This is a genomic window from Pseudomonas sp. R43(2017) (assembly GCF_002112345.1).
Classification (GTDB): domain Bacteria; phylum Pseudomonadota; class Gammaproteobacteria; order Pseudomonadales; family Pseudomonadaceae; genus Aquipseudomonas; species Aquipseudomonas kribbensis.
This window is the reverse complement of sequence record NZ_NEHJ01000006.1, coordinates 270,583-290,394: the sequence shown is the minus strand read 5'-3', so window position 1 is coordinate 290,394 and position 19,812 is coordinate 270,583. Positions and strand designations below refer to the sequence as shown.

Sequence of the window (19,812 nt, the reverse complement as noted above, 5' to 3'; positions counted from 1 at the left end):
CCTTGCTCGCCCTGTCTTGTTTCGGTTATCACTTTGTACATGATTAGACAGGTACGATTTGACAAGAAACAACGGGTGGTCGACGAGCTCGTCCGACGCATCGAGAGCGGCCTCATGGAGGACGGCTTTCTGTTGCCCGGCGAGCATCAGTTGGCTCAGGAATTCAACGTCAGCCGTGGCACGTTGCGCGAAGCGCTGGCCGAACTGAAACGGCGCAATTACATCGCCACGCAAAGCGGGGTCGGCTCCATCGTCACCTTCGACGGTGTGGTGCTCGACCAGCGCAGCGGCTGGGCCCAGGCCTTGGCCGACAGCGGGGCGCTGATCAACACCGAAGTGTTGCGCCTGGAAGCCGTGACCCGGCCCGATCTGCTGCCGCGCTTCGGCACCGACCAATTCATCACCCTCGATCGTCGGCGCCGCTCCAACGACGGCACACTGGTGTCCCTCGAACGTTCATTGATGCCCGCCACCGGAGGCCTGGAAAGCCTGCCGCGCGTGGGCCTGATCGACAATTCGCTGACCGTCACCCTGGCGGCTTACGGCTACATCGGCGAGCGCGGCGATCAGTGGATCGGCGCCGAGCCGCTCAACGCGGTGGACGCTGAACTGCTCGGCCGTCCCGAGGGCACGGTGTTCCTCAAGGCATTGCGCACCACCTACGACCGGCAAAACCGTTTCATGGAACAGGTCGAAAGCCTGCTCGATCCGGTGCATTTCCGTCTGCACCTGCAATTTGGAGAATCGAAATGACCGCCCTCGACCGTGCCCTGGGCGCGTTTTATGGCCTGGCCCTTGGTGACGCGCTGGGCATGCCGACGCAATCCCTGAATCGTGAAACCATCAAGCAGCGCTTCGGCCAGATCACCGATCTGCAAGACGCCGGCCCCTTGCAACCGATTGCCGCGAACATGCCAAAAGGCTCGATTACCGATGACACCGAACAGGCGATTCTGGTCGGCGAGTTGCTGGTCGAAGGTCGCGGTCGGATCGAACCGGCGGTGCTGGCGCAACGGTTGATCGAATGGGAAGCCGAGATGCAGGCCAAGGGCTCGCAGGACCTGCTCGGCCCATCCACCAAACGTGCGATCGAGATGATCCTCGCCGGTCATTCGCCGGAAGAGGCCGGGCGTTACGGCACCACCAACGGCGCAGCAATGCGAATCACCCCGGTGGGAATCGCCGCCGATGTAGCCGATCCCGAGCGCTTTATCGCGGCGGTGGTGCAGGCCTGTCAGGTCACTCACAACACCACGCTGGGGATTTCCAGCGCGGCGGCGGTGGCGGCGGTGGTCTCGGCCGGCATCAACGGCCTGGATCTGGGCGAGGCTCTGAACCTCGGCCAGCAGATCGCCCAGCAAGCTGAGGCGCACGGGCATTGGGTTGCCGGTGGGCGCATCGCGTCGCGGATCAGTTGGGCGCGCAGTATCAGTGTCGAGAGTGATCCGGTGTTGCTCGCGGATCTGCTGTACGACGTGATCGGCACCTCGGTGGCGTCGCAGGAATCGGTGGTGGTTTCGTTTGCCCTCGCGCAGCAAGTCGCTGTGGGAGAAATGTCGCCGTTCGATGCGCTGTGCATGGCCGCCAGTCTCGGTGGCGACACTGACACCATCGCCGCGATTCTCGGTGCCATGCTTGGGGCCTGCCTGGGTCTGCAGAGTTGGCCGGCGGCGATGATTGAAACCGTCAAAGCCGTCAACGATCTGGAGCTGGAACCGTTGGTGAAAGGGCTTTTGGCCTTGCGCTGATTGGACTGACGCCTTCGCGAGCAAGCTCGCTCCCACAGGGGCTGTGTGAGCGCCACAAATTCAAATGTGGGAGCGAGCTTGCTCGCGAAAGGCGTACAACAAATCTCGAATATTCACCCGCAATGGATCGCGCAGACAGGCCCAGGAAGGGCGGGATGTCTTGTCGTTCTGCGTCATTGCCACAACCACAATAAAGGCAAACAGGAGCATTTCTCATGAGTTCATCGACCGCCGGGCAAAGCGCCGGGCAACTGGAAACCCGGGGTATCGAACCGGTGCCGGAAGGCGAGTGCAACGGCCATCCGCTGCAACTGTTCTGGGTCTGGTTCGCTGCCAATATTTCCATCCTCGGCCTGCCGCTGGGCGCCACGCTGGTTGCGTTTCGCGGCCTGGCGATCTGGCAGGCAATCATCGTCGCGATCCTCGGCGCTGCCGGTTCGTTCGCGGTGGTGGGGATCATCTCGATTGCCGGCCGTCGCGGTCGTGCGCCGAGCCTGACCCTGTCGCGGGCGATCTTCGGTGTGCGCGGCAATATCGGTCCGACGCTGGTGTCGTTGATGTCGCGCCTGGGCTGGGAAACCGTCAACACCACCACGGCGGCGTTCGTGTTGCTGTCGTTGTGCTCGATCCTGTTCGGCTCGCCGGTGGAAGCCAAAAGCGCGCCGGTGTTGACCCTGATCTTCATCGCGATTTTCGTGTTGCTGACCCTGTCGGTGTCCGGCCTCGGTCATGCCACGTTGCTGGTGATCCAGAAGTGGGCGACCTACGTGTTCGGTGCGTTGAACATTCTGGTGGGCGGCTTCCTCTGCGCGACCATCGACTGGAGCGCGGTGTTCAACGCCACCCCGGCGCCGATGAGCGCGATGATCATCGGTATCGGCACCATGGCCGCCGGCACCGGGATCGGCTGGGCGAATGCCGGCGCCGATATGTCGCGCTATCAGCATCGCAGCGTCAAGGCTGTGCGTCTGGTCGCTTCGGCGGCGTTCGGTGCGGGGATTCCGCTGGTGCTGCTGATCACTCTCGGCGGCCTGCTGTCGGTGGGCAACAACGATCTGGCCTCGGCGACTGACCCGATCGTCGCGATCCGCGACATGCTGCCGACCTGGATGGCCGTGCCGTACCTGATCACCGCGTTCGGTGGCCTGTTGCTGTCGAACAACCTGTCGGTGTACTCCGCCGGCCTGACCACGCTGACCCTCGGCCTGAAGGTCAAACGCGTGTACGCGGTGGTGGTCGACATCGTCGCGATCTTCGCCGGTTCGATCTATTTCATGCTGATCGCCGATAGTTTCTACGGCCCGTTCATTACCTTCATCTCCCTGCTGGCGGTGCCGATCACCGCGTGGGTCGGGATCTTCGTGGTCGACCTGATTCACCGTCACTACTACAGCCCCAAAGACCTGCTTGATGTCAGCCCGAGCAGCGCTTATTGGTACAGCGGCGGCATCGAGTGGCGCGCGTTCGGCGCCTGGGCGATTGCCATCGTGCTGGGCTTCAGTTTCACCACCATCGGCACCACCGCCGAGAACGTCTGGTTCAAGGGTTTCCTGTCCGACTCCTGGCTGGGCCATAACGGCCTCGGCTGGATCGTGACCTTCGTGGTGGCCGGCGGCATTTACTTCGTACTCGGCGGGGCGAAAGACCGCCGCGCCGCGCAATCCGAGAATGCTCATGCCTAAGATGTTGCACACCGGCCAGGTCATCATCGACCTGGTCATGGCCGTGGACGCGCTGCCGCAAATCGGCGGTGACGTGCTGGCGCAGTCCGCCAGTTTCGAAGCCGGCGGCGGCTTCAATGTGATGGCTGCCGCCGCGCGTAACGGTTTGCCGGTGGTCTACCTGGGTCGCCACGGCAACGGTCGCTTCGGTGATCTGGCACGGCAGGCGATGAACGCCGAAGGCATCCGCATCGGCATCGAACAGCCTGCGGAACGCGACACCGGGATTTGCGTGGCGCTGACCGATGCGTCGGCGGAGCGCAGTTTCATTTCCTACATTGGCGCCGAAGGTGAAGTCACGGCGGCGGAACTGCACAGCGTTGCCGCCGAGGCGGGGGATTATGTCTACGTCAGCGGCTACAGCCTGCTGCACAGCGGCAAGGCTCAGGCGTTGCTGGATTGGACGCTGGCGCTGCCGAAGTCGATCAACGTGGTGTTCGATCCGGGCCCGCTGGTGGAATCACCGGACTCACCGATGATGCAGGCGCTGCTGCCGCGCATCGACGTGTGGACCAGCAACAGTGTCGAGGCGCTGCGTTTCACCGGCGCAGCGGACATCGAAACGGCGCTGGACCGCTTGGCCGTGCATCTGCCACAGGAGGTGCTGATGGTGGTGCGCGACGGCCCGCAAGGTTGCTGGATTCATCAGCACGGCGAGCGTCAGCATGTGCCGGGTTTCAAGGTGCAGGCCGTGGACAGCAACGGCGCCGGCGATGCCCATGCCGGTGTGTTTGTCGCCGGGCTGGCGCAGGGTCTGGCGGCTGTTGAAGCCGCGAGGCGCGCCAACGCCGCTGCGGCGTTGGCCGTCACTCGCCGGGGGCCGGCGACCGCACCGGGCTCTGACGAAGTCGATGCGCTGATCCGCGAATCTTCCGCCTACTGACCGGTGCCTTCGGAACCCGAGCCTCCGGTGGTGGTTTTCGAACCGATGCCGGAGCCCGAGTTGTCCGGGGTAGTAGGAGAGTCCGGCGTGTTCATTCCGCCCTGACGACCAGGGTCATTGCCCTGGGTGCGCGGATCGGTTCCGGTGGCCGGCGGCTGATTGATCAGCGGAACGCCGGAACCATCGGTATTCATGCCCGGCGCGCTGTTGATCGCAGGGGCGCGCGGTGGCGTGACCGGATCGGTGGGGCCGGTGCCCGTGGCAGTCGCGGCGAACGCCACGGGGCAGAGCAGGGCGGTGAACACGAAAGCAGTCAACCTTGACGAGATCATGGTGTGTCTCCAGTGATTGGAATCCTTACCTGATCTTGGTCTGTCCTCGTGCGGCATAGGTGCCGATTGAATGACGAACGGTTCAGTTCGTCAGAGCGCTTTCCACCGCCAGTCGCCGCCAGAGCAGACGGCCGAGGGTGATCGACCAGTTCAACGCCGCCACCGCCAGCACCGTCAGCAACAGCGTCGCCATGCCGTGTTGGACGATGATTTTTCCGGCCAGCAGCGGGAAACCGAATACACCGATGAAGTACGCCAGACTGAACAGCAACAACGCTTGCGACGTGGTGCCGGCCGGTGCCTCGTTGGCGGCGAGTCCATTGATTACCGAGTAGGTGAGGCCGTAACCGACACCGAGCATCACTGCTGCCAGCAGATAGCTGAAACCACTCTGCACGCCGAACGCAAACAGCACGATCGAGCCCAGCATCAACCCCGAAAGCAGACACGACGCCCGCAGCGGATCACGCTTGACCACGTAGCCTGCGATCAACATCCGGCTGCTGATGGCGGCGCTCATGAAGCCCAGGAAGAACAGCGAATAATCCAGCGAACGGGCGGCGGCATAGCTGGTCTGGAAACTCGACAGACCACCGAATACGCAACCGCCGAGGCCGACCATGATGATCGGAAACACGGCTCGGGAACTGAGCACCTGAGCAGTCGCTTGCCAGGAGATTCGCGCTGCCGATGTCGCCTGTGTGCCTTTCAATCGAGCACCGAGACGCCAGAACAGCAGCACGCCGATCAGACTCGCCGCAGCCGCCAGATAGAACGCCGACGTCACCGGCAACCCCAGCGCAATGGCGGCGCGCCCGAGCAGCGGGCCGCTGCCGATCCCGGTCATCATGCTGCCGGACAGCAGCGCAAAATATTTCGCCCGCTGTGCCGGACTCACCAGACTGGCGACGATGATCGGTCCCAGCGTGTAGAACACGCCCCAGCCCAAGCCAAGCAGCAAACCGAAAAACAGCAGCAGATGGCCGAAGCCCGGCGTCATCGCAAACCCGAGACTCGCCGCCACCAGCAACAGCCCGAACAGCGCAATCGAACGCGCCGCGCCCAGCCAGTCGGACAGGTGCCCGGACACCAGCACCGCAACGAAGGTGCTGAGCATCGCCGCGCTGATCACGCTGCCGGCATCGTGCTCGTTGCCGCCGCGCGAACCGATCAGCAGCGAGAGCAGAAACGTCGCGCCATAGGACAGCGACAACAGATAACTGGCGAGGCAGAACAGGCCGAACAGTTTGCCCGGGACCTGGGGTGTTGCTTGAGGCATGACGCGGTTCCTTGACCGGAAAAATTGAGCGTCATCTATCTAACACGTCAGGCCCGTGGTTTAGGTCTGAGCTTGGCGATCTCAGGATCGTGAATGACCGGAGTAACGCCTTCAGGCGACGCCGATCTCTTCCTTGAATTGCTCCATGAAACCTTTCAGGCGCTGATGACGGATGCGTGCCAGACGTTGTCCGGCAGCGGTCTGGAAACCCTTGGCAAGGTGCAGCAGTTTGGTCTGGAAATGATCGAGGCAGAATCGCTTGTCGTCGTAGTCCCTTTTCCGGGCTTCGGGATCGTGCGGGTCGTACAGTGCGCTGCCCATGCGTCCTGCGGTGTAGAACGTGCGGGCGACGCCGAGCATGCCGAGAGAGTCGAGACGGTCGGCGTCCTGCATCAGTCGGGCTTCGAGAGTTGTCGGTGTAATGTTGGCGGAAAAACTGTGGGCTTCGATGGCGTGGACCACTGCACTGATTTTTTCTTCGGGCCAGTTCAGGTTTGCCAGCACCGTCGATGCTTTTTCCGCAGCCAGGCGTGATGCCAGTGAACGCAGTGGAGAGTTCTTTTCCACGGCCACGCAATCGTGCAGCAGCACCGCTGCCAGAAGGACTTCAAGATCGCCACCTTCTTCGGCCTGCAAGGTACGCGCGTTGTGCCAGACCCGCTGCAGATGCGACAGATCATGGGCGCCGTCCTCCGACGGTTCCAGGGCGTGGGGCAGCAGTTCGGCGGCGAGTGAGGCGAGTGGTTCAAAAGCGATCGTGTTCATGCATGTCCTATAAAGCAAACAACAATCCTTGTGGGAGCGAGCTTGCTCGCGAAGACCTCGGCACAGGCAATACCTACATCGACTGGCGGGACGCCTTCGCGAGCAAGCTCGCTCCCACACGGATCGCCGTGTTTCTGTGATTGAGTAGGGTAGTGTTTGCTTTGCCATGTGACGAGCGCCGCGCGCCGCCTTAGTATGGCGTTTTCATTTTTCAGACAAGGCCCGTCCATGACGATCGAAATCCGCCCGGCGACCCCCAGCGATGCACCGCAAATCCTCGCGTTCATCACCGAATTGGCAGACTTCGAAAAGGCCCGTCACGAAGTCATCGCCAGCGTCGCCGACATCGAGCGCAGTCTGTTCAGCGAAGGCGCCACCGCCCACGGCCTGATCTGCCTGCGTGACGGTTTGCCGATCGGTTTTGCGGTGTTCTTCTTCAGCTATTCGACCTGGCTGGGCAGCAACTGCCTGTACCTCGAAGACCTCTACATCACCCCCGAACAACGGGGCGGCGGCGCCGGCAAAACCCTGCTGCGCCACCTCGCGAAAATCGCCTGCGCCAACGACTGTGGCCGCTTCGAATGGAGCGTGCTGGACTGGAATACCCCGGCCATCGAGTTCTACAAGTCCCTTGGTGCCCAGCCGCAGGAAGAGTGGGTGAGGTATCGCATGGATGGCAAGGTATTGCGCGAGTTTGCTGAGGGCAACTGAGCCGCGCCAGGACAACCGCAGCCCGAGACGGTTCCTGCAGGGAAGGTGAATTTCTCTAAAGGCGCTGTTACTGGCTGCGGTATTTTTTTGTCCTTGTCTCATATTATGGGATTGTTATTTATATATTGAGATTTTGTTGTGCCCGGGTTTATAGTCCAGCTCACTCACTGCCAATAACAAAACAGGTGAAGCGATGCTGGCGCAATTGATCGCGCTCGATTGGGGGACGACCTCCCTACGTGCTTACAAACTCGGGGCGGACGGGCAGGTGCTGGCGCAGCGGTCGCTGTCGTTCGGGATCATGCAGCTGCCAAAGACACCGCGGGTCATCAACGGTCGTGAATGCGCCGAGGGGTTTGAGCTGGCGTTCGACGAGGCCTGCGGTGACTGGCTCGATGCGCAGCCCGACTTGCCGGTGATTGCCTGCGGCATGGTCGGCAGCGCCCAGGGCTGGCGCGAAGCGTCCTACCGCGATACGCCGGCCAACGTCGCCGATCTCGGAAAATCCCTGCAAACCGTTCGCAGCCTTCGCGGTGTCGATGTGCATATCGTGCCGGGTGTGATTCAGCGCTCAAAGCTGCCGAACGTGATGCGCGGCGAAGAAACCCAGGTCCTCGGCGTCCTACAGAATTTGCCGGACGAGGCGGGCAATGATCTGTTGATAGGCCTCCCGGGGAGTCATTCGAAATGGGTGGAAGTGGCCAGCGGCTGCATCACCCGTTTCGACACCTTCATGACCGGCGAAGTGTTCGCCGTGCTCAGCGAACACAGCATTCTCGGCCGTACCCAGCAGCACAGTACGACGTTCGACGCCGAGGCCTTTGATCGCGGCGTGCAGGTGGCGCTGTCGGCGGAGGGCGAGATCGGCGTGCTATCGACGTTGTTCAGTGCCCGCAGCCTCGGTTTGACCGGTGAACTCAGCGCCACCGCGCAACCGGATTATCTGTCCGGCCTGCTGATCGGCCACGAGCTGACAGCGTTGGCCACCGTGCAACGACGCCGGCGCAACAGCGCACAGCTTCCTTCGATCATCCTCATCGGCAACGCGCAATTGTGCGCCCGTTACAGCCGGGCCCTCGACGCCTGCGGTTTCGCCCAAGTGACTTTGGCGGAGCAAGCCACCGAGCGTGGACTGTGGCAATTGGCGCTTGCCGCCGGACTGATCGATTCCTCATCCCGTTAACCCTGACTAGAGGCCTGACATGCTCAAGCAAGCACTGGCGCAAAACGGTCTGATCGCGATCCTGCGCGGCCTGCATCCGCAGGAAGCCGCGGCTGTCGGAGAAGTCCTGTATGCGGCCGGATTTCGCGTCATCGAAGTACCGCTCAATTCCCCCGCGCCGTACGAAAGCATTCGCATCCTGCGCAAGACCTTGCCCGCCGATTGCCTGATCGGTGCCGGCACGGTGCTGACGCCTGAGCAGGTGGAGTTAGTGAAGGAAGCCGGCGGCCAGGTGATCGTCATGCCCCACAGCGATGCCAAGGTGTTGCGGGCGGCGAAAGCGGCGGGGCTGTATCTGTCGCCCGGTGTTGCCACGCCGACTGAAGCCTTTGCGGCGCTGGAGGAGGGCGCGGACATTCTCAAGTTGTTCCCGGCCGAACAGATGGGCCCGGCAGTGGTGAAAGCCTGGCTGGCGGTGTTGCCGGTCGGGACGATCCTGGCGCCGGTCGGCGGCATTACCCCGGACAACATGCAGGTGTTCATCGACGCCGGCGTCAAAGGCTTCGGCCTCGGTTCCGGGCTGTTCAAACCGGGCATGACGACTGAGCAAGTGGCGGCCAATGCCAAGGCCTACGTGGCGGCCTGGAAGGCCCTTCGCTAAGACTTTTCCGGCGCTGCGTGCGCTGCATCTAACAAGAGAGACAAGCAGATGAAAATCACCAAACTGACCACCTTCATCGTTCCGCCGCGCTGGTGCTTCCTCAAAGTCGAAACCGACGAGGGCGTGACCGGTTGGGGCGAGCCTGTGGTCGAAGGCCGGGCCCACACCGTCGCCGCTGCGGTCGAGGAATTGTCCGACTACCTGATCGGCAAAGACCCACGCAATATCGAAGACATCTGGACCGTGCTCTATCGCGGCGGCTTCTACCGGGGCGGCGCAATCCATATGAGCGCACTGGCCGGCATCGACCAGGCGCTGTGGGACATCAAGGGCAAGGCGCTCGGCGTGTCGGTCAGTGATCTGCTCGGTGGTCAGGTGCGGGACAAGATCCGTGTGTATTCGTGGATCGGCGGTGACCGTCCGGCAGACACCGCGCGGGCCGCGAAAGAGGCGGTGGGTCGTGGTTTTACCGCAGTGAAAATGAATGGCACCGAGGAGCTGCAATTCCTCGATACCTTCGAGAAAGTCGACTTGGCGCTGGCCAACGTCGCCGCCGTGCGTGATGCGGTCGGACCTAATGTCGGCATCGGCGTCGACTTCCATGGCCGGGTGCATAAACCCATGGCCAAGGTGCTGATGAAGGAACTCGACCCGTACAAATTGATGTTCATCGAAGAGCCGGTGCTCAGCGAAAACTATGAAGCGCTGAAAGAACTGGCACCGCTGACCAGCACCCCGATCGCTCTCGGCGAGCGACTGTTTTCGCGGTGGGACTTTAAACGGGTGTTGAGCGAAGGTTACGTCGACATCATCCAGCCGGATGCCTCCCACGCGGGCGGCATCACTGAGACCCGCAAGATCGCCAACATGGCCGAAGCCTACGACGTGGCGCTGGCGCTGCACTGCCCGCTGGGGCCGATCGCGTTGGCAGCCTGTCTGCAACTGGACGCCGCTTGTTACAACGCGTTTATCCAGGAGCAGAGCCTGGGCATCCATTACAACGAGAGCAACGACCTGCTCGATTACGTGAAGGATCCACGGGTGTTCGATTACGACAAAGGCTTCGTAAAGATCCCGAACGGCCCGGGCCTGGGGATCGAGATCAACGAGGAATACGTGATCGAACGCGCGGCGGTCGGCCACCGCTGGCGCAACCCGATCTGGCGCCATGCCGATGGCAGTTTTGCCGAGTGGTGAGTCTTTTCTGACCCAACACCAAACACTGTGGGAGCGAGCTTGCTCGCGAAGAGGGCGGCACATTCGAAACCGATGTCGCCTGATAGATCGCTTCGCGAGCAAGCTCGCTCCCACAGGTTGATCTCCATGGAGCGGAGATCTGCATCCCCCCCGACCTCAATAAACATAAGAAGAGGCGCTCCCCATGCAACCGCAAACCCTCACCGGGCAAGCGACGTTAGTCACGCCCAGCCGCAAGCGATTCTTCATCATGGTGTTGCTGTTCATCACCGTGGTCATCAACTACCTCGACCGCAGCAACCTGTCGATTGCCGCCCCGGCTCTCACCTCCGAACTGGGCATCGATCCGGTGCATGTCGGGCTGATCTTTTCCGCGTTCGGCTGGACCTACGCCGCCATGCAGATCCCCGGTGGCTGGCTGGTGGATCGGGTGCCGCCGCGCATCCTTTATAGCGTCGCGCTGCTGTTGTGGTCGCTGGCCACCGTGATGCTCGGATTCGCCGCCAGTTTCATCGCGCTGTTCGTGCTGCGCATGGCGGTCGGTGCGCTGGAAGCGCCGGCGTATCCGATCAACAGCCGCGTGGTGACGACCTGGTTTCCCGAGCGTGAGCGGGCCACGGCCATCGGTTTCTACACCTCCGGGCAGTTTGTCGGGCTGGCGTTCCTGACCCCGGTGCTGGCGTGGCTGCAACATGAATTTGGCTGGCACATGGTGTTTGTCGTGACCGGCGCGGTGGGCATTGTCTGGGCGGCGATCTGGTACGCGGTGTATCGCGAGCCGCGTGATTTCAAAGGCGCCAACGAAGGCGAAATCGAATTGATCCGCGAGGGCGGCGGGTTGGTGGACATCGCCGCCGAAACTGCAAAAGTGAAGGCGAAATTCAGCTGGGCCGATCTCGGCATCGTCCTCAGCAAGCGCAAGTTGTGGGGGATTTACCTCGGCCAGTTCTGCCTCAACTCGACGCTGTGGTTTTTCCTGACGTGGTTCCCGACCTATCTGGTGAAGTATCGCGGCATGGACTTCATCAAGTCCGGTCTGCTGGCGTCGCTGCCGTTTCTCGCCGCGTTCATCGGCGTGCTGTGTTCCGGGTGCTTTTCCGACTTCCTGATTCGCCGTGGTTGCAGCGTCGGGTTTGCGCGCAAGTTGCCGATCATTGGCGGGCTGTTGATTTCCACCTCGATCATCGGTGCCAACTTCGTAGAGTCGACACCGCTGGTGATTGCCTTCCTGGCGTTGGCGTTTTTCGGCAACGGGCTGGCGTCGATCACCTGGTCGCTGGTGTCGACGCTGGCGCCGGCGCGGTTGCTGGGCTTGACCGGGGGGGTATTCAATTTCATCGGCAACCTGTCGGCGATTGCCACGCCGATTGTCATCGGCTTCCTGGCCAGCGGCGATTCGTTCGCCCCGGCGATCACCTACATCGCGGTTCTGGCCTTGATCGGTGCTTTGTCCTACGTGCTGCTGGTGGGCAAGGTCGAGCGCATCGAGTTGTAGTCGTCCCTGTCGGGCGACCATAATGCCGCCCGTTCCCTCGCTCAACGCTAAAGGCTGGATATGCAGGAAGACGCCCCGAAAAATGCCAAGGACGCCGCGCCCACTGGCACCCAGACCCTGCTTCGCGGGTTGGGTGTGGTGCAGGCGGTCGCCAGTGGCGCCCGCGATCTCAAAGAGATTGCCCGCCTGATCGGCACCACCCGTAGCACCACCCATCGTCTGGCCAGTTGCCTGGTGGACGAGCGTTACCTGCGCGTCGTGCCGCAAGTCGGTTATCTGCTGGGGCCGAAGCTGATCGAACTGGGTTTCCAGGCGCGCGAAGAGTTGCCGCTGGTGACCCTGGCCGGGCCTTATCTGGACGAGTTGTCGGCGCTGACCGGCGATACCGTTCACCTCGGGATTCGTGAAGGCGACGAAGTGCTTTATTTGCTGAAGAATCCGGGGCGCAACGGCCCGGAAATGCGCTCGCGGGTCGGTCATCGCATGCCGCTGGCGCGGACCGGGATCGGCAAGGCGCTGATGCTGGATGACGCGCCGCAGGATTGGCAGCGTCTGTACGACATCAGCCTGCCGGCGGGTGGGAAAAGTCAGTTCTGGCCGCAGCATCCGCAGCAGTCATGGGAGCAGCTTGAGCAGCGGATGACCGAGTACGTGGCCGGTGGCTACGCATTCGATCTGGAAGACAACGAACCGTCGATCCGCTGCGTTGCGGCGCCGATCCGCGACGCGAGCAAGCGCATCGTCGCGGCGATCAGCATCGCCAGCACCGTGCCGTACATGCCGCTGGAGAAAATGGCCGAGCTGATTCCCCTGATCAAGGGGGTCACGGCCCGGCTCTCGGCAGAGCTTGGCTTGAAGGTCTGAGGAATCAGAGCTTCAGAGTCGCCATGTCGATCACGAAACGGTACTTCACATCACCGGCGATCATGCGGGCGTAGGCTTCGTTGATCTGGCGGATGTCGAGCATTTCGATGTCGCAGCTGATGTTGTGCTCGGCGCAGAAATCCAGCACTTCCTGGGTTTCGGCGACGCCACCGATCAACGAACCGGCCAGTACCCGGCGACCCAAAACCAGTTTGGCGGCGTGGACCGGTGGATCGATCGGTTCGATCAGGCCCACCAGAATGTGCACGCCGTCGAAGCGCAGGGTGTCGAGGTACGGGTTGAGATCGTGCTGCACCGGAATGGTGTCCAGCAGGAAGTCGAAGCGACCGGCCGCAGCTTTCATCTGCGCTTCGTCGGTGGAGACGATCACGTGATCGGCGCCCTGACGACGACCTTCCTCGGCCTTGCTCGCGGAGCGGGTGAACAGCGTTACTTCGGCGCCCATGGCCTTGGCGAACTTGATACCCATGTGGCCGAGGCCGCCCATGCCGAGAATCCCGACCTTGTCGCCGGCCTTCACGCCGTAATGCTTGAGCGGCGAGTAGGTGGTGATGCCGGCGCAGAGAATCGGCGCAGCCGCCGCCAAATCCAGCTTCTCGGGGATGCGCACCACGAAGTGTTCGCTGACCACGATGCTGTCCGAATAACCGCCCATGGTGTTGCTGCCGTCGACCCGGTCGGGTGTGGCGTAGGTCATGGTCGGGCCTTCGAGGCAATATTGCTCGAGGTTCGACTGGCAGGCTTCGCAGGTGCGGCAGGAGTCGACCATGCAGCCGACGCCGACCAGATCGCCGACCTTGTGTTTGGTGACATTCGCACCGACGGCGGTGACTTTTCCGACGATCTCGTGGCCTGGCATCAACGGGTAAACGGCGATGCCCCATTCGTTGCGCGCCTGGTGGATGTCGGAGTGGCAGACGCCGCAGTACAGGATGTCGATGGCGACGTCGTCGGCCCGAGGGCTGCGGCGTTCGAACTTCATCGGGGCGAGGGGCGTGGTGGCCGTTTGAGCGGCATAGCCGATGGCGGTGTACATGTGAAACCTCGCAAAAGCAGTGACAAGTGAGGCGGCGCATTCTGGGCGCCGTCCGGTCGTCCGGCCATGGCGATTCCTCCGGGTGTCATGCCTAATCCTCCGGCATGCGGGGTTGATCGGTCGCATTGGCAAAAGGATCTGCGATGATGCTTTTATCCCTTTTTCCGTGATTTTTTCTGAAGAGCCGCCCGATGCAATTGACCCGTCACCTTGATGCCAACGCCACCCTGGTTTCGCTGATCGAACCGCTGGCGCTGCGCGATGGTTACAGCCAGACCGGGCTGCCGGGCGTGCAGGTGCTGCGCGCCAGTTGCGACGTCGCCCGTGGCCCGCACATTTATGAACCGAGCCTGATGATCATTGCCCAGGGCAGCAAGCTGGCGTATCTGGGGCCGCGCACCATGGAATACGGTGCCGGGCATTACCTGATCCAGGCGTTGCCGGTGCCGTTCGAGTGCGAGACCTATGCGTTGCCGGACGCGCCGTTGCTCGGCGTGTCGGTGGCGATCGACCGGGTGCTGCTCGGTGAACTGGTGCTGGCCATGGGGCTGGCGCCGGGGCGACATATTCCGGCGCAGACCCCGGAGTCGATGACGTCGGTTGTGCTCGACGATGACATGCGCGGCTGCGTCGAGCGCTTGCTGCGCTGTCTGCACGATCCGCTGGAGTGCCAGATTCTCGGACCGGCGCGGGTGCGCGAATTGTTGTTCGTCGCTTTGCGTGGCCCACAGGCTGATGTGCTGCGGGCACTGGTCGAGCAGCAGGGGCAGTTCGCCCGGGTGGCGGCTTCGATCAGTCATTTGCACTCGCACTACACCGAACCGTTGAACGTCGAAACATTGGCCAGCTGCGCGAACATGAGCGTTTCGACTTTTCACGAACACTTCAAACGCAGCACGTTGCTGTCGCCGGTGCAGTATCTGAAGCGTTTACGTCTGTTGAAGGCGCAGACGTTGTTGATCGCCGAGGGGCTGGGAGTAGCGCAGGTGGCGCATCGGGTGGGGTATCAGAGCACGTCGCAGTTCAGTCGCGAATACAAACGTTATTTCGAGCGCAGCCCGGGGGATGAGCGGGCGGCTTGATCCTGTACAAATCGCGGGCAACAAAAAGGCCCCCGTACAGGGAGCCTTGATGTTCAGCGATTCGACTTACATGTTCGGGTAAGTAGGGCCGCCGGCGCCTTCCGGCGTCACCCAGGTGATGTTCTGCGAAGGGTCCTTGATGTCACAGGTCTTGCAGTGCACGCAGTTCTGGGCGTTGATCTGGAAGCGCTTCTCGCCGTCTTCCTTGGTGATCACTTCATACACGCCGGCCGGGCAGTAACGCTGCGCCGGTTCGTCGTACATCGGCAGGTTGCGGCTCAACGGGATGGTCGGGTCGGTCAGTTTCAGGTGGCACGGCTGTTCTTCTTCATGGTTGGTACCGGAGATGAACACCGAGCTCAACTTGTCGAAGCTGATCTTGCCGTCGGGTTTCGGGTAGTCGATCTTCTTGCAGTCGGCCGCAAGCTTGAGGCAAGCGTAGTCCGGCTTGGTGTCGTGCAGGGTGAACGGCAGTTTGCCGCCGAAGATGTTCTGGTCCAGCCAGTTGAAACCGCCACCGACAATGGCGCCGAACTTGTGGATCGCCGGGCCGAAGTTGCGGCTGGCGAACAGTTCTTCGTAGAGCCAGCTCTTCTTGAAGGCGTCGACGTAGGTGGTCAGTTCTTCGGTGCCGTCCTTTTCAGCGAACAGCGCGTCGGCCACGGATTCAGCGGCGAGCATGCCGGACTTCATCGCGGTGTGGCTGCCCTTGATCTTGGCGAAGTTCAGGGTGCCGAGGTCGCATCCGATCAGCGCGCCGCCCTTGAAGACCATTTTCGGCAGCGAGTTCAGGCCACCCTTGCAGATCGCACGTGCGCCGTAGCTGATGCGCTTGCCGCCTTCCAGGTACTGCTTGAGCACCGGGTGATGCTTGAGGCGCTGGAACTCGTCGAACGGCGACAGGTAAGTGTTGCTATAGGACAGATCGACGATCAGGCCGACCACCACCTGGTTGTTTTCCAGGTGATAGAGGAACGAGCCGCCGGTGTTCTCGGTGCCCATGATGTCCATCGGCCAACCGGCGGTGTGTACTACCAGGCCTGGCTGGTGTTTGGCCGGGTCGATCTCCCAGATTTCTTTCAGGCCGATGCCGTAGTGCTGGGCGTCGGCATCGCTGTCGAGGTTGTAGCGCTTGATCAGTTGCTTGCCGATGTGGCCACGGCAGCCTTCGGCGAACAGCGTGTATTTGCCACGCAGTTCCATGCCCGGGGTGTACAGGCCTTCTTTCGGATGGCCTTCGCGGTCGACACCGAGGTCGCCGGTGATGATCCCGCGCACCACGCCGTTTTCATCGATCAGCGCTTCCTGAGCGGCGAAGCCCGGGTAGATTTCCACGCCCAGGTTCTCGGCCTGCTGAGCGAGCCAGCGGCACAGGTTGCCGAGGGAGATAATGTAGTTGCCTTCGTTGTGCATGGTCTTGGGCACAAAGAAGTCAGGAATCTTCTGCGCGCTTTCGGCGTTTTTCAGCACGAAAATGTCATCGCGGGTGACGGGGGTGTTCAGCGGGGCGCCGAGTTCTTTCCAGTCCGGGAACAGTTCGTTCAGGGCCCGTGGTTCGAATACGGCACCGGACAGGATGTGCGCGCCGACTTCGGAGCCTTTTTCGACCACGCAGACGCTGATTTCCTTACCGGCTTCGGCGGCCTTCTGCTTCAGACGGCAGGCGGCGGACAGGCCAGCGGGGCCGGCACCGACGATGACCACGTCGAATTCCATGTATTCGCGTTCCACAGGCTATCTCCTACTCAAGGCTCAACAGTTTTTTTTCTAATTTGGAGGTTCGGTGTCGTATCCGTTATTGCCTTTACGTTAACGTCAAGGCTAATAATGGGCAAACCACCTTTCTCTCTAGGCGGCGCATTATATCTACACCACTCTTAGCGTCCAATACAAACGTTTGTTTGAATCGGCTCCAGCCCAGAGAAATCAAAGAAGCGGGGCTTATGACAGGGCATTTTGGCGTATTGACCAGAATGGGCGTTCCGGTCAAGATACGGGCGGTTTTGCGCTCGCCGTAGGCTGAATGGTGGTTTCAAGAGCACCTCTAAAGACAGGGCGTAGGCGGTAACCGGTGATGCGCAGCGCAGGTTCGGCGCGCAGTTTACACACCGCGGAGCGGCATGACTCGTCGGTCACGACTGACGAACGGTCATCCGACTCAGCCGGCGTTTTTGGAGGTGCCCTTGTGCCCGATGAGCATCAACCGCCAGGTTCGCCTAGGCGACTTTCTTTTCACCGGAGAGTAACGAGGAATCCATGAAGGTTCTTGTAGCTGTCAAACGCGTTGTGGATTACAACGTCAAGGTTCGCGTCAAGGCGGACAATTCCGGCGTAGACCTCGCCAACGTCAAGATGTCGATGAACCCGTTCTGCGAAATCGCAGTGGAAGAAGCCGTACGCCTGAAAGAAAAAGGCGTTGCGACTGAAATCGTCGTCGTCTCCATCGGCCCGTCCACCGCTCAGGAACAGCTGCGTACCGCACTGGCTCTGGGTGCCGACCGCGCCATCCTCGTCGAATCCGCTGAAGACCTGACTTCCCTGGCCGTGGCCAAGCTGCTCAAGGCCGTGGTCGACAAGGAACAGCCTCAGCTGGTGATCCTGGGCAAACAGGCCATCGACAGCGACAACAACCAGACCGGCCAGATGCTCGCAGCACTGAGCGGCTACGGTCAGGGCACTTTCGCCTCGAAAGTCGAAGTCTCCGGCGACAGCGTTGCCGTGACCCGCGAAATCGACGGCGGCGCGCAGACCGTTTCCCTGAAACTGCCAGCGATCGTCACCACCGACCTGCGTTTGAACGAGCCGCGCTACGCGTCCCTGCCAAACATCATGAAAGCCAAGAAGAAGCCTCTCGAGACGCTGACTCCGGACGCTTTGGGCGTTTCCACCGCCTCCACCAACAAGACCCTGAAAGTCGAAGCGCCGGCTGCACGCAGCGCAGGCATCAAGGTCAAGTCGGTGGCTGAACTGGTCGAGAAACTGAAAAACGAAGCGAAGGTAATCTAATCATGACTATCTTGGTAATCGCCGAACACGACAACAAGGTGCTGGCCCCGGCCACCCTGAACACCGTTGCTGCCGCTGCCAAAATCGGTGGCGACATCCACGTTCTGGTTGCAGGCCAGGGTGCTGGCGCCGTGGCTGAAGCCGCTGCGAAAATCGCTGGCGTGAGCAAAGTCCTGAACGCCGACAATGCTGCCTACGCGCACCAGCTGCCGGAAAACGTTGCTCCGCTGGTAGCTGAACTGGGCAAGGGTTACAGCCACATCCTGGCTGCCGCCACTTCCAACGGCAAAAACATCCTGCCGCGCGTTGCCGCCCAGCTGGACGTTGACCAGATCTCCGAGATCATCTCGGTAGAAAGCGCTGACACCTTCAAGCGCCCGATCTACGCTGGTAACGCCATCGCTACCGTGCAATCGACCGCTGCGATCAAAGTGATCACCGTGCGTGCCACCGGTTTCGACCCGGTTGCCGCTGAAGGTGGTTCGGCTGCCGTTGAAGCAGTTGCTGCTGCTCACAACGCCGGCACTTCCAGCTTCGTCAGCGAAGAACTGGCCAAGTCCGATCGTCCTGAGCTGACCGCTGCCAAGATCGTCGTTTCCGGCGGCCGCGGCATGCAGAACGGTGACAACTTCAAACACCTGTACGCTCTGGCCGACAAGCTGGGCGCTGCTGTGGGTGCTTCCCGCGCCGCGGTCGACGCAGGTTTCGTACCGAACGACATGCAGGTCGGTCAGACCGGCAAGATCGTTGCGCCACAGCTGTACATCGCCGTCGGTATCTCCGGCGCGATCCAGCACCTGGCCGGCATGAAAGACTCCAAAGTGATCGTTGCGATCAACAAGGACGAAGAAGCGCCGATCTTCCAGGTGGCCGATTACGGCCTGGTGGCGGATCTGTTCGAAGCCGTACCTGAGCTGGAGAAGCTGGTCTAATCCGGCGGCTTCACTTATAAAGAGCCCGGCCTGTTGGTCGGGCTTTTTTTTGTCTCGGATTTGAGTGGGAGCGTTTCGCCATGGATCTGCATCGTCGGTTGGGCTGCTCGTGGTTGCTGGGGCTGGCATTGTTGCCGGGTCTGTCGGTGGCGGCGGGCAAGTGCGAGCGGCTGGTCGTCACCGGCAGCCCGGATGCACCGCCGTACCTCTGGCAGGATCCGCAGAACCCCAAACAACTGATCGGTGCCAGCGCCGACCTGTTGCAACAGGTAGCGAAAGACCTGGGCATCAAGGTCGAACTGCTGTACGCCGGCAAGCGCTCCCAGGCCCTCGACGAAGTGCGCAGCGGGCGCATGGACATGCTGGCCGACGCTCCGCTGGCCTTTAATGAGCTGGAAAACTTCGACTACATTCATCCTCCGCTGCTGGAAAACGACTATCTGGTGTGGACCCGCAGGGGCTCGACCCTGGTCTACAGCGAAGCGAAGGACCTTCAGGGCCATCAAGGAGGATTGTCGGAAAAGTCTCGAATGACCCAGGCATTCGGCACTTTCGCCGAGCAGCATTTGACCCTGACCCGTACGGCAAACCTCACTCAAGCCCTGCAGAAACTGCTGCTGGGCGAGGTGGAATATGTACTCGCCGGCCGTTACTCGGGGATGGCGGCCGCGCAGGCACTGGGCATGGCCAATGATCTGCTCGCCTTCGAGCAACCGATTGACCGGCCCGGTCTGTTCCTCGCGCTTTCCCACAACTCGGCCTGCAACGATCCGTGGTTGCGCGGACAGCTGGCCAAAAAGATGACAGAATTGCCCGCGTCCGGCCTGACGGAAGCCGCGCTGCAACGCAACATCGAGCGCTGGAAGGCGCAGCAGCAACAGCCGCCGCAACAACCTGTCAGCGCCCCAAAACAGTAG

Annotated in this window: 19 protein-coding genes; 14 read left to right on the top strand and 5 right to left on the bottom strand. The window is 61.6% G+C overall.

Annotation, left to right across the window (positions count from 1 at the left end; all coding sequences use genetic code 11):
* Positions 1-39: 39 nt before the first annotated feature.
* From CAG02_RS19075 to CAG02_RS19060, 4 genes are all read left to right on the top strand, one after another.
* Positions 40-753 carry a GntR family transcriptional regulator gene (locus CAG02_RS19075; RefSeq protein WP_085710916.1) on the top strand — a complete coding sequence of 238 codons (714 nt, stop codon included), beginning with the start codon at positions 40-42 and terminating at the stop codon, positions 751-753.
* Positions 750-1,748 (top strand): ADP-ribosylglycohydrolase family protein, encoded by a 999-nt coding sequence (locus CAG02_RS19070; RefSeq protein ID WP_085710915.1) that lies wholly within the window; start codon positions 750-752, stop codon positions 1,746-1,748. Before CAG02_RS19075 ends, CAG02_RS19070 begins: the two co-directional genes overlap by 4 nt.
* Positions 1,749-1,963: 215 nt before the next feature.
* Positions 1,964-3,430, top strand: a complete 1,467-nt coding sequence (locus CAG02_RS19065) for a cytosine permease (protein ID WP_085710914.1) — start codon at positions 1,964-1,966, stop codon at positions 3,428-3,430.
* A complete protein-coding gene (locus CAG02_RS19060; RefSeq protein ID WP_085710913.1) occupies positions 3,423-4,352 on the top strand; it encodes a PfkB family carbohydrate kinase in 930 nt (309 codons plus the stop codon). Before CAG02_RS19065 ends, CAG02_RS19060 begins: the two co-directional genes overlap by 8 nt.
* Here CAG02_RS19060 and CAG02_RS19055 read toward each other — a convergent pair.
* From CAG02_RS19055 to CAG02_RS19045, 3 genes are all read right to left on the bottom strand, one after another.
* Positions 4,346-4,684: a hypothetical protein gene (locus tag CAG02_RS19055; RefSeq protein WP_085710912.1), complete on the bottom strand. Its 339-nt coding sequence runs from the start codon at positions 4,682-4,684 to the stop codon at positions 4,346-4,348. The genes CAG02_RS19060 and CAG02_RS19055 overlap by 7 nt on opposite strands.
* Before the next feature lie 82 nt (positions 4,685-4,766).
* Positions 4,767-5,963, bottom strand: coding sequence for an MFS transporter (locus tag CAG02_RS19050; protein WP_085710911.1), 1,197 nt, complete (start codon positions 5,961-5,963; stop codon positions 4,767-4,769).
* A 111-nt stretch (positions 5,964-6,074) separates the two neighbouring features.
* A complete protein-coding gene (locus CAG02_RS19045; RefSeq protein ID WP_085710910.1) occupies positions 6,075-6,728 on the bottom strand; it encodes an HD domain-containing protein in 654 nt (217 codons plus the stop codon).
* A gap of 228 nt (positions 6,729-6,956) precedes the next feature.
* On the opposite strand from CAG02_RS19045, the gene CAG02_RS19040 reads away from it, so the two are divergent.
* The 6 genes from CAG02_RS19040 (at position 6,957) to CAG02_RS19015 (ending at position 12,818) form a co-directional block, all read left to right on the top strand.
* A complete protein-coding gene (locus CAG02_RS19040) occupies positions 6,957-7,439 on the top strand; it encodes a GNAT family N-acetyltransferase (RefSeq protein WP_039770630.1) in 483 nt (160 codons plus the stop codon).
* A gap of 193 nt (positions 7,440-7,632) precedes the next feature.
* A complete protein-coding gene (locus CAG02_RS19035) occupies positions 7,633-8,622 on the top strand; it encodes a 2-dehydro-3-deoxygalactonokinase (protein WP_085710909.1) in 990 nt (329 codons plus the stop codon).
* 19 nt (positions 8,623-8,641) lie between these two features.
* A complete protein-coding gene (locus tag CAG02_RS19030) occupies positions 8,642-9,262 on the top strand; it encodes a 2-dehydro-3-deoxy-6-phosphogalactonate aldolase (protein ID WP_085710908.1) in 621 nt (206 codons plus the stop codon).
* 48 nt (positions 9,263-9,310) lie between these two features.
* Positions 9,311-10,459 carry a galactonate dehydratase gene (dgoD, locus tag CAG02_RS19025; RefSeq protein WP_007950849.1) on the top strand — a complete coding sequence of 383 codons (1,149 nt, stop codon included), beginning with the start codon at positions 9,311-9,313 and terminating at the stop codon, positions 10,457-10,459.
* A 184-nt stretch (positions 10,460-10,643) separates the two neighbouring features.
* Positions 10,644-11,954 carry an MFS transporter gene (locus CAG02_RS19020; protein WP_085710907.1) on the top strand — a complete coding sequence of 437 codons (1,311 nt, stop codon included), beginning with the start codon at positions 10,644-10,646 and terminating at the stop codon, positions 11,952-11,954.
* A 60-nt stretch (positions 11,955-12,014) separates the two neighbouring features.
* Positions 12,015-12,818, top strand: a complete 804-nt coding sequence (locus tag CAG02_RS19015; protein ID WP_085710906.1) for an IclR family transcriptional regulator — start codon at positions 12,015-12,017, stop codon at positions 12,816-12,818.
* 4 nt (positions 12,819-12,822) lie between these two features.
* Here CAG02_RS19015 and CAG02_RS19010 read toward each other — a convergent pair whose 3' ends face one another.
* On the bottom strand, positions 12,823-13,875 hold the full coding sequence (locus CAG02_RS19010; protein ID WP_085710905.1) for an NAD(P)-dependent alcohol dehydrogenase: 1,053 nt from the start codon (positions 13,873-13,875) through the stop codon (positions 12,823-12,825).
* Positions 13,876-14,066: 191 nt separating this feature from the next.
* Between CAG02_RS19010 and CAG02_RS19005 the strand changes: the two genes are divergently transcribed.
* Complete coding sequence (locus CAG02_RS19005) at positions 14,067-14,957, top strand: AraC family transcriptional regulator (RefSeq protein WP_007950856.1); 891 nt, start codon at positions 14,067-14,069, stop codon at positions 14,955-14,957.
* Between the two features lie 66 nt (positions 14,958-15,023).
* On the opposite strand, the gene CAG02_RS19000 is transcribed toward CAG02_RS19005, so the two are convergent.
* Entirely contained in the window at positions 15,024-16,688 is a 1,665-nt protein-coding gene (locus CAG02_RS19000) for an electron transfer flavoprotein-ubiquinone oxidoreductase (RefSeq protein ID WP_085696964.1), read from the bottom strand.
* A gap of 525 nt (positions 16,689-17,213) precedes the next feature.
* On the opposite strand from CAG02_RS19000, the gene CAG02_RS18995 reads away from it, so the two are divergent.
* The 3 genes from CAG02_RS18995 (at position 17,214) to CAG02_RS18985 (ending at position 19,812) form a co-directional block, all read left to right on the top strand.
* Positions 17,214-17,963: an electron transfer flavoprotein subunit beta/FixA family protein gene (locus CAG02_RS18995; RefSeq protein WP_007950859.1), complete on the top strand. Its 750-nt coding sequence runs from the start codon at positions 17,214-17,216 to the stop codon at positions 17,961-17,963.
* A gap of 2 nt (positions 17,964-17,965) precedes the next feature.
* Positions 17,966-18,895 (top strand): electron transfer flavoprotein subunit alpha/FixB family protein, encoded by a 930-nt coding sequence (locus CAG02_RS18990; protein ID WP_085710904.1) that lies wholly within the window; start codon positions 17,966-17,968, stop codon positions 18,893-18,895.
* Positions 18,896-18,975: 80 nt separating this feature from the next.
* Positions 18,976-19,812, top strand: coding sequence for an ABC transporter substrate-binding protein (locus CAG02_RS18985; RefSeq protein WP_085710903.1), 837 nt, complete (start codon positions 18,976-18,978; stop codon positions 19,810-19,812).

What these genes read in the sequence shown, in the direction of transcription:
- CAG02_RS19075 (WP_085710916.1), top strand. Translation starts at nt 40, where the DNA reads ATGATTAGACAGGTACGATTTGACAAGAAACAACGGGTGGTCGACGAG.
- CAG02_RS19070 (WP_085710915.1), top strand. Translation starts at nt 750, where the DNA reads ATGACCGCCCTCGACCGTGCCCTGGGCGCGTTTTATGGCCTGGCCCTT.
- CAG02_RS19065 (WP_085710914.1), top strand. Translation starts at nt 1,964, where the DNA reads ATGAGTTCATCGACCGCCGGGCAAAGCGCCGGGCAACTGGAAACCCGG.
- CAG02_RS19060 (WP_085710913.1), top strand. Translation starts at nt 3,423, where the DNA reads ATGCCTAAGATGTTGCACACCGGCCAGGTCATCATCGACCTGGTCATG.
- CAG02_RS19055 (WP_085710912.1), bottom strand. Translation starts at nt 4,684, where the DNA reads ATGATCTCGTCAAGGTTGACTGCTTTCGTGTTCACCGCCCTGCTCTGC.
- CAG02_RS19050 (WP_085710911.1), bottom strand. Translation starts at nt 5,963, where the DNA reads ATGCCTCAAGCAACACCCCAGGTCCCGGGCAAACTGTTCGGCCTGTTC.
- CAG02_RS19045 (WP_085710910.1), bottom strand. Translation starts at nt 6,728, where the DNA reads ATGAACACGATCGCTTTTGAACCACTCGCCTCACTCGCCGCCGAACTG.
- CAG02_RS19040 (WP_039770630.1), top strand. Translation starts at nt 6,957, where the DNA reads ATGACGATCGAAATCCGCCCGGCGACCCCCAGCGATGCACCGCAAATC.
- CAG02_RS19035 (WP_085710909.1), top strand. Translation starts at nt 7,633, where the DNA reads ATGCTGGCGCAATTGATCGCGCTCGATTGGGGGACGACCTCCCTACGT.
- CAG02_RS19030 (WP_085710908.1), top strand. Translation starts at nt 8,642, where the DNA reads ATGCTCAAGCAAGCACTGGCGCAAAACGGTCTGATCGCGATCCTGCGC.
- dgoD (WP_007950849.1), top strand. Translation starts at nt 9,311, where the DNA reads ATGAAAATCACCAAACTGACCACCTTCATCGTTCCGCCGCGCTGGTGC.
- CAG02_RS19020 (WP_085710907.1), top strand. Translation starts at nt 10,644, where the DNA reads ATGCAACCGCAAACCCTCACCGGGCAAGCGACGTTAGTCACGCCCAGC.
- CAG02_RS19015 (WP_085710906.1), top strand. Translation starts at nt 12,015, where the DNA reads ATGCAGGAAGACGCCCCGAAAAATGCCAAGGACGCCGCGCCCACTGGC.
- CAG02_RS19010 (WP_085710905.1), bottom strand. Translation starts at nt 13,875, where the DNA reads ATGTACACCGCCATCGGCTATGCCGCTCAAACGGCCACCACGCCCCTC.
- CAG02_RS19005 (WP_007950856.1), top strand. Translation starts at nt 14,067, where the DNA reads ATGCAATTGACCCGTCACCTTGATGCCAACGCCACCCTGGTTTCGCTG.
- CAG02_RS18995 (WP_007950859.1), top strand. Translation starts at nt 17,214, where the DNA reads ATGAAGGTTCTTGTAGCTGTCAAACGCGTTGTGGATTACAACGTCAAG.
- CAG02_RS18990 (WP_085710904.1), top strand. Translation starts at nt 17,966, where the DNA reads ATGACTATCTTGGTAATCGCCGAACACGACAACAAGGTGCTGGCCCCG.
- CAG02_RS18985 (WP_085710903.1), top strand. Translation starts at nt 18,976, where the DNA reads ATGGATCTGCATCGTCGGTTGGGCTGCTCGTGGTTGCTGGGGCTGGCA.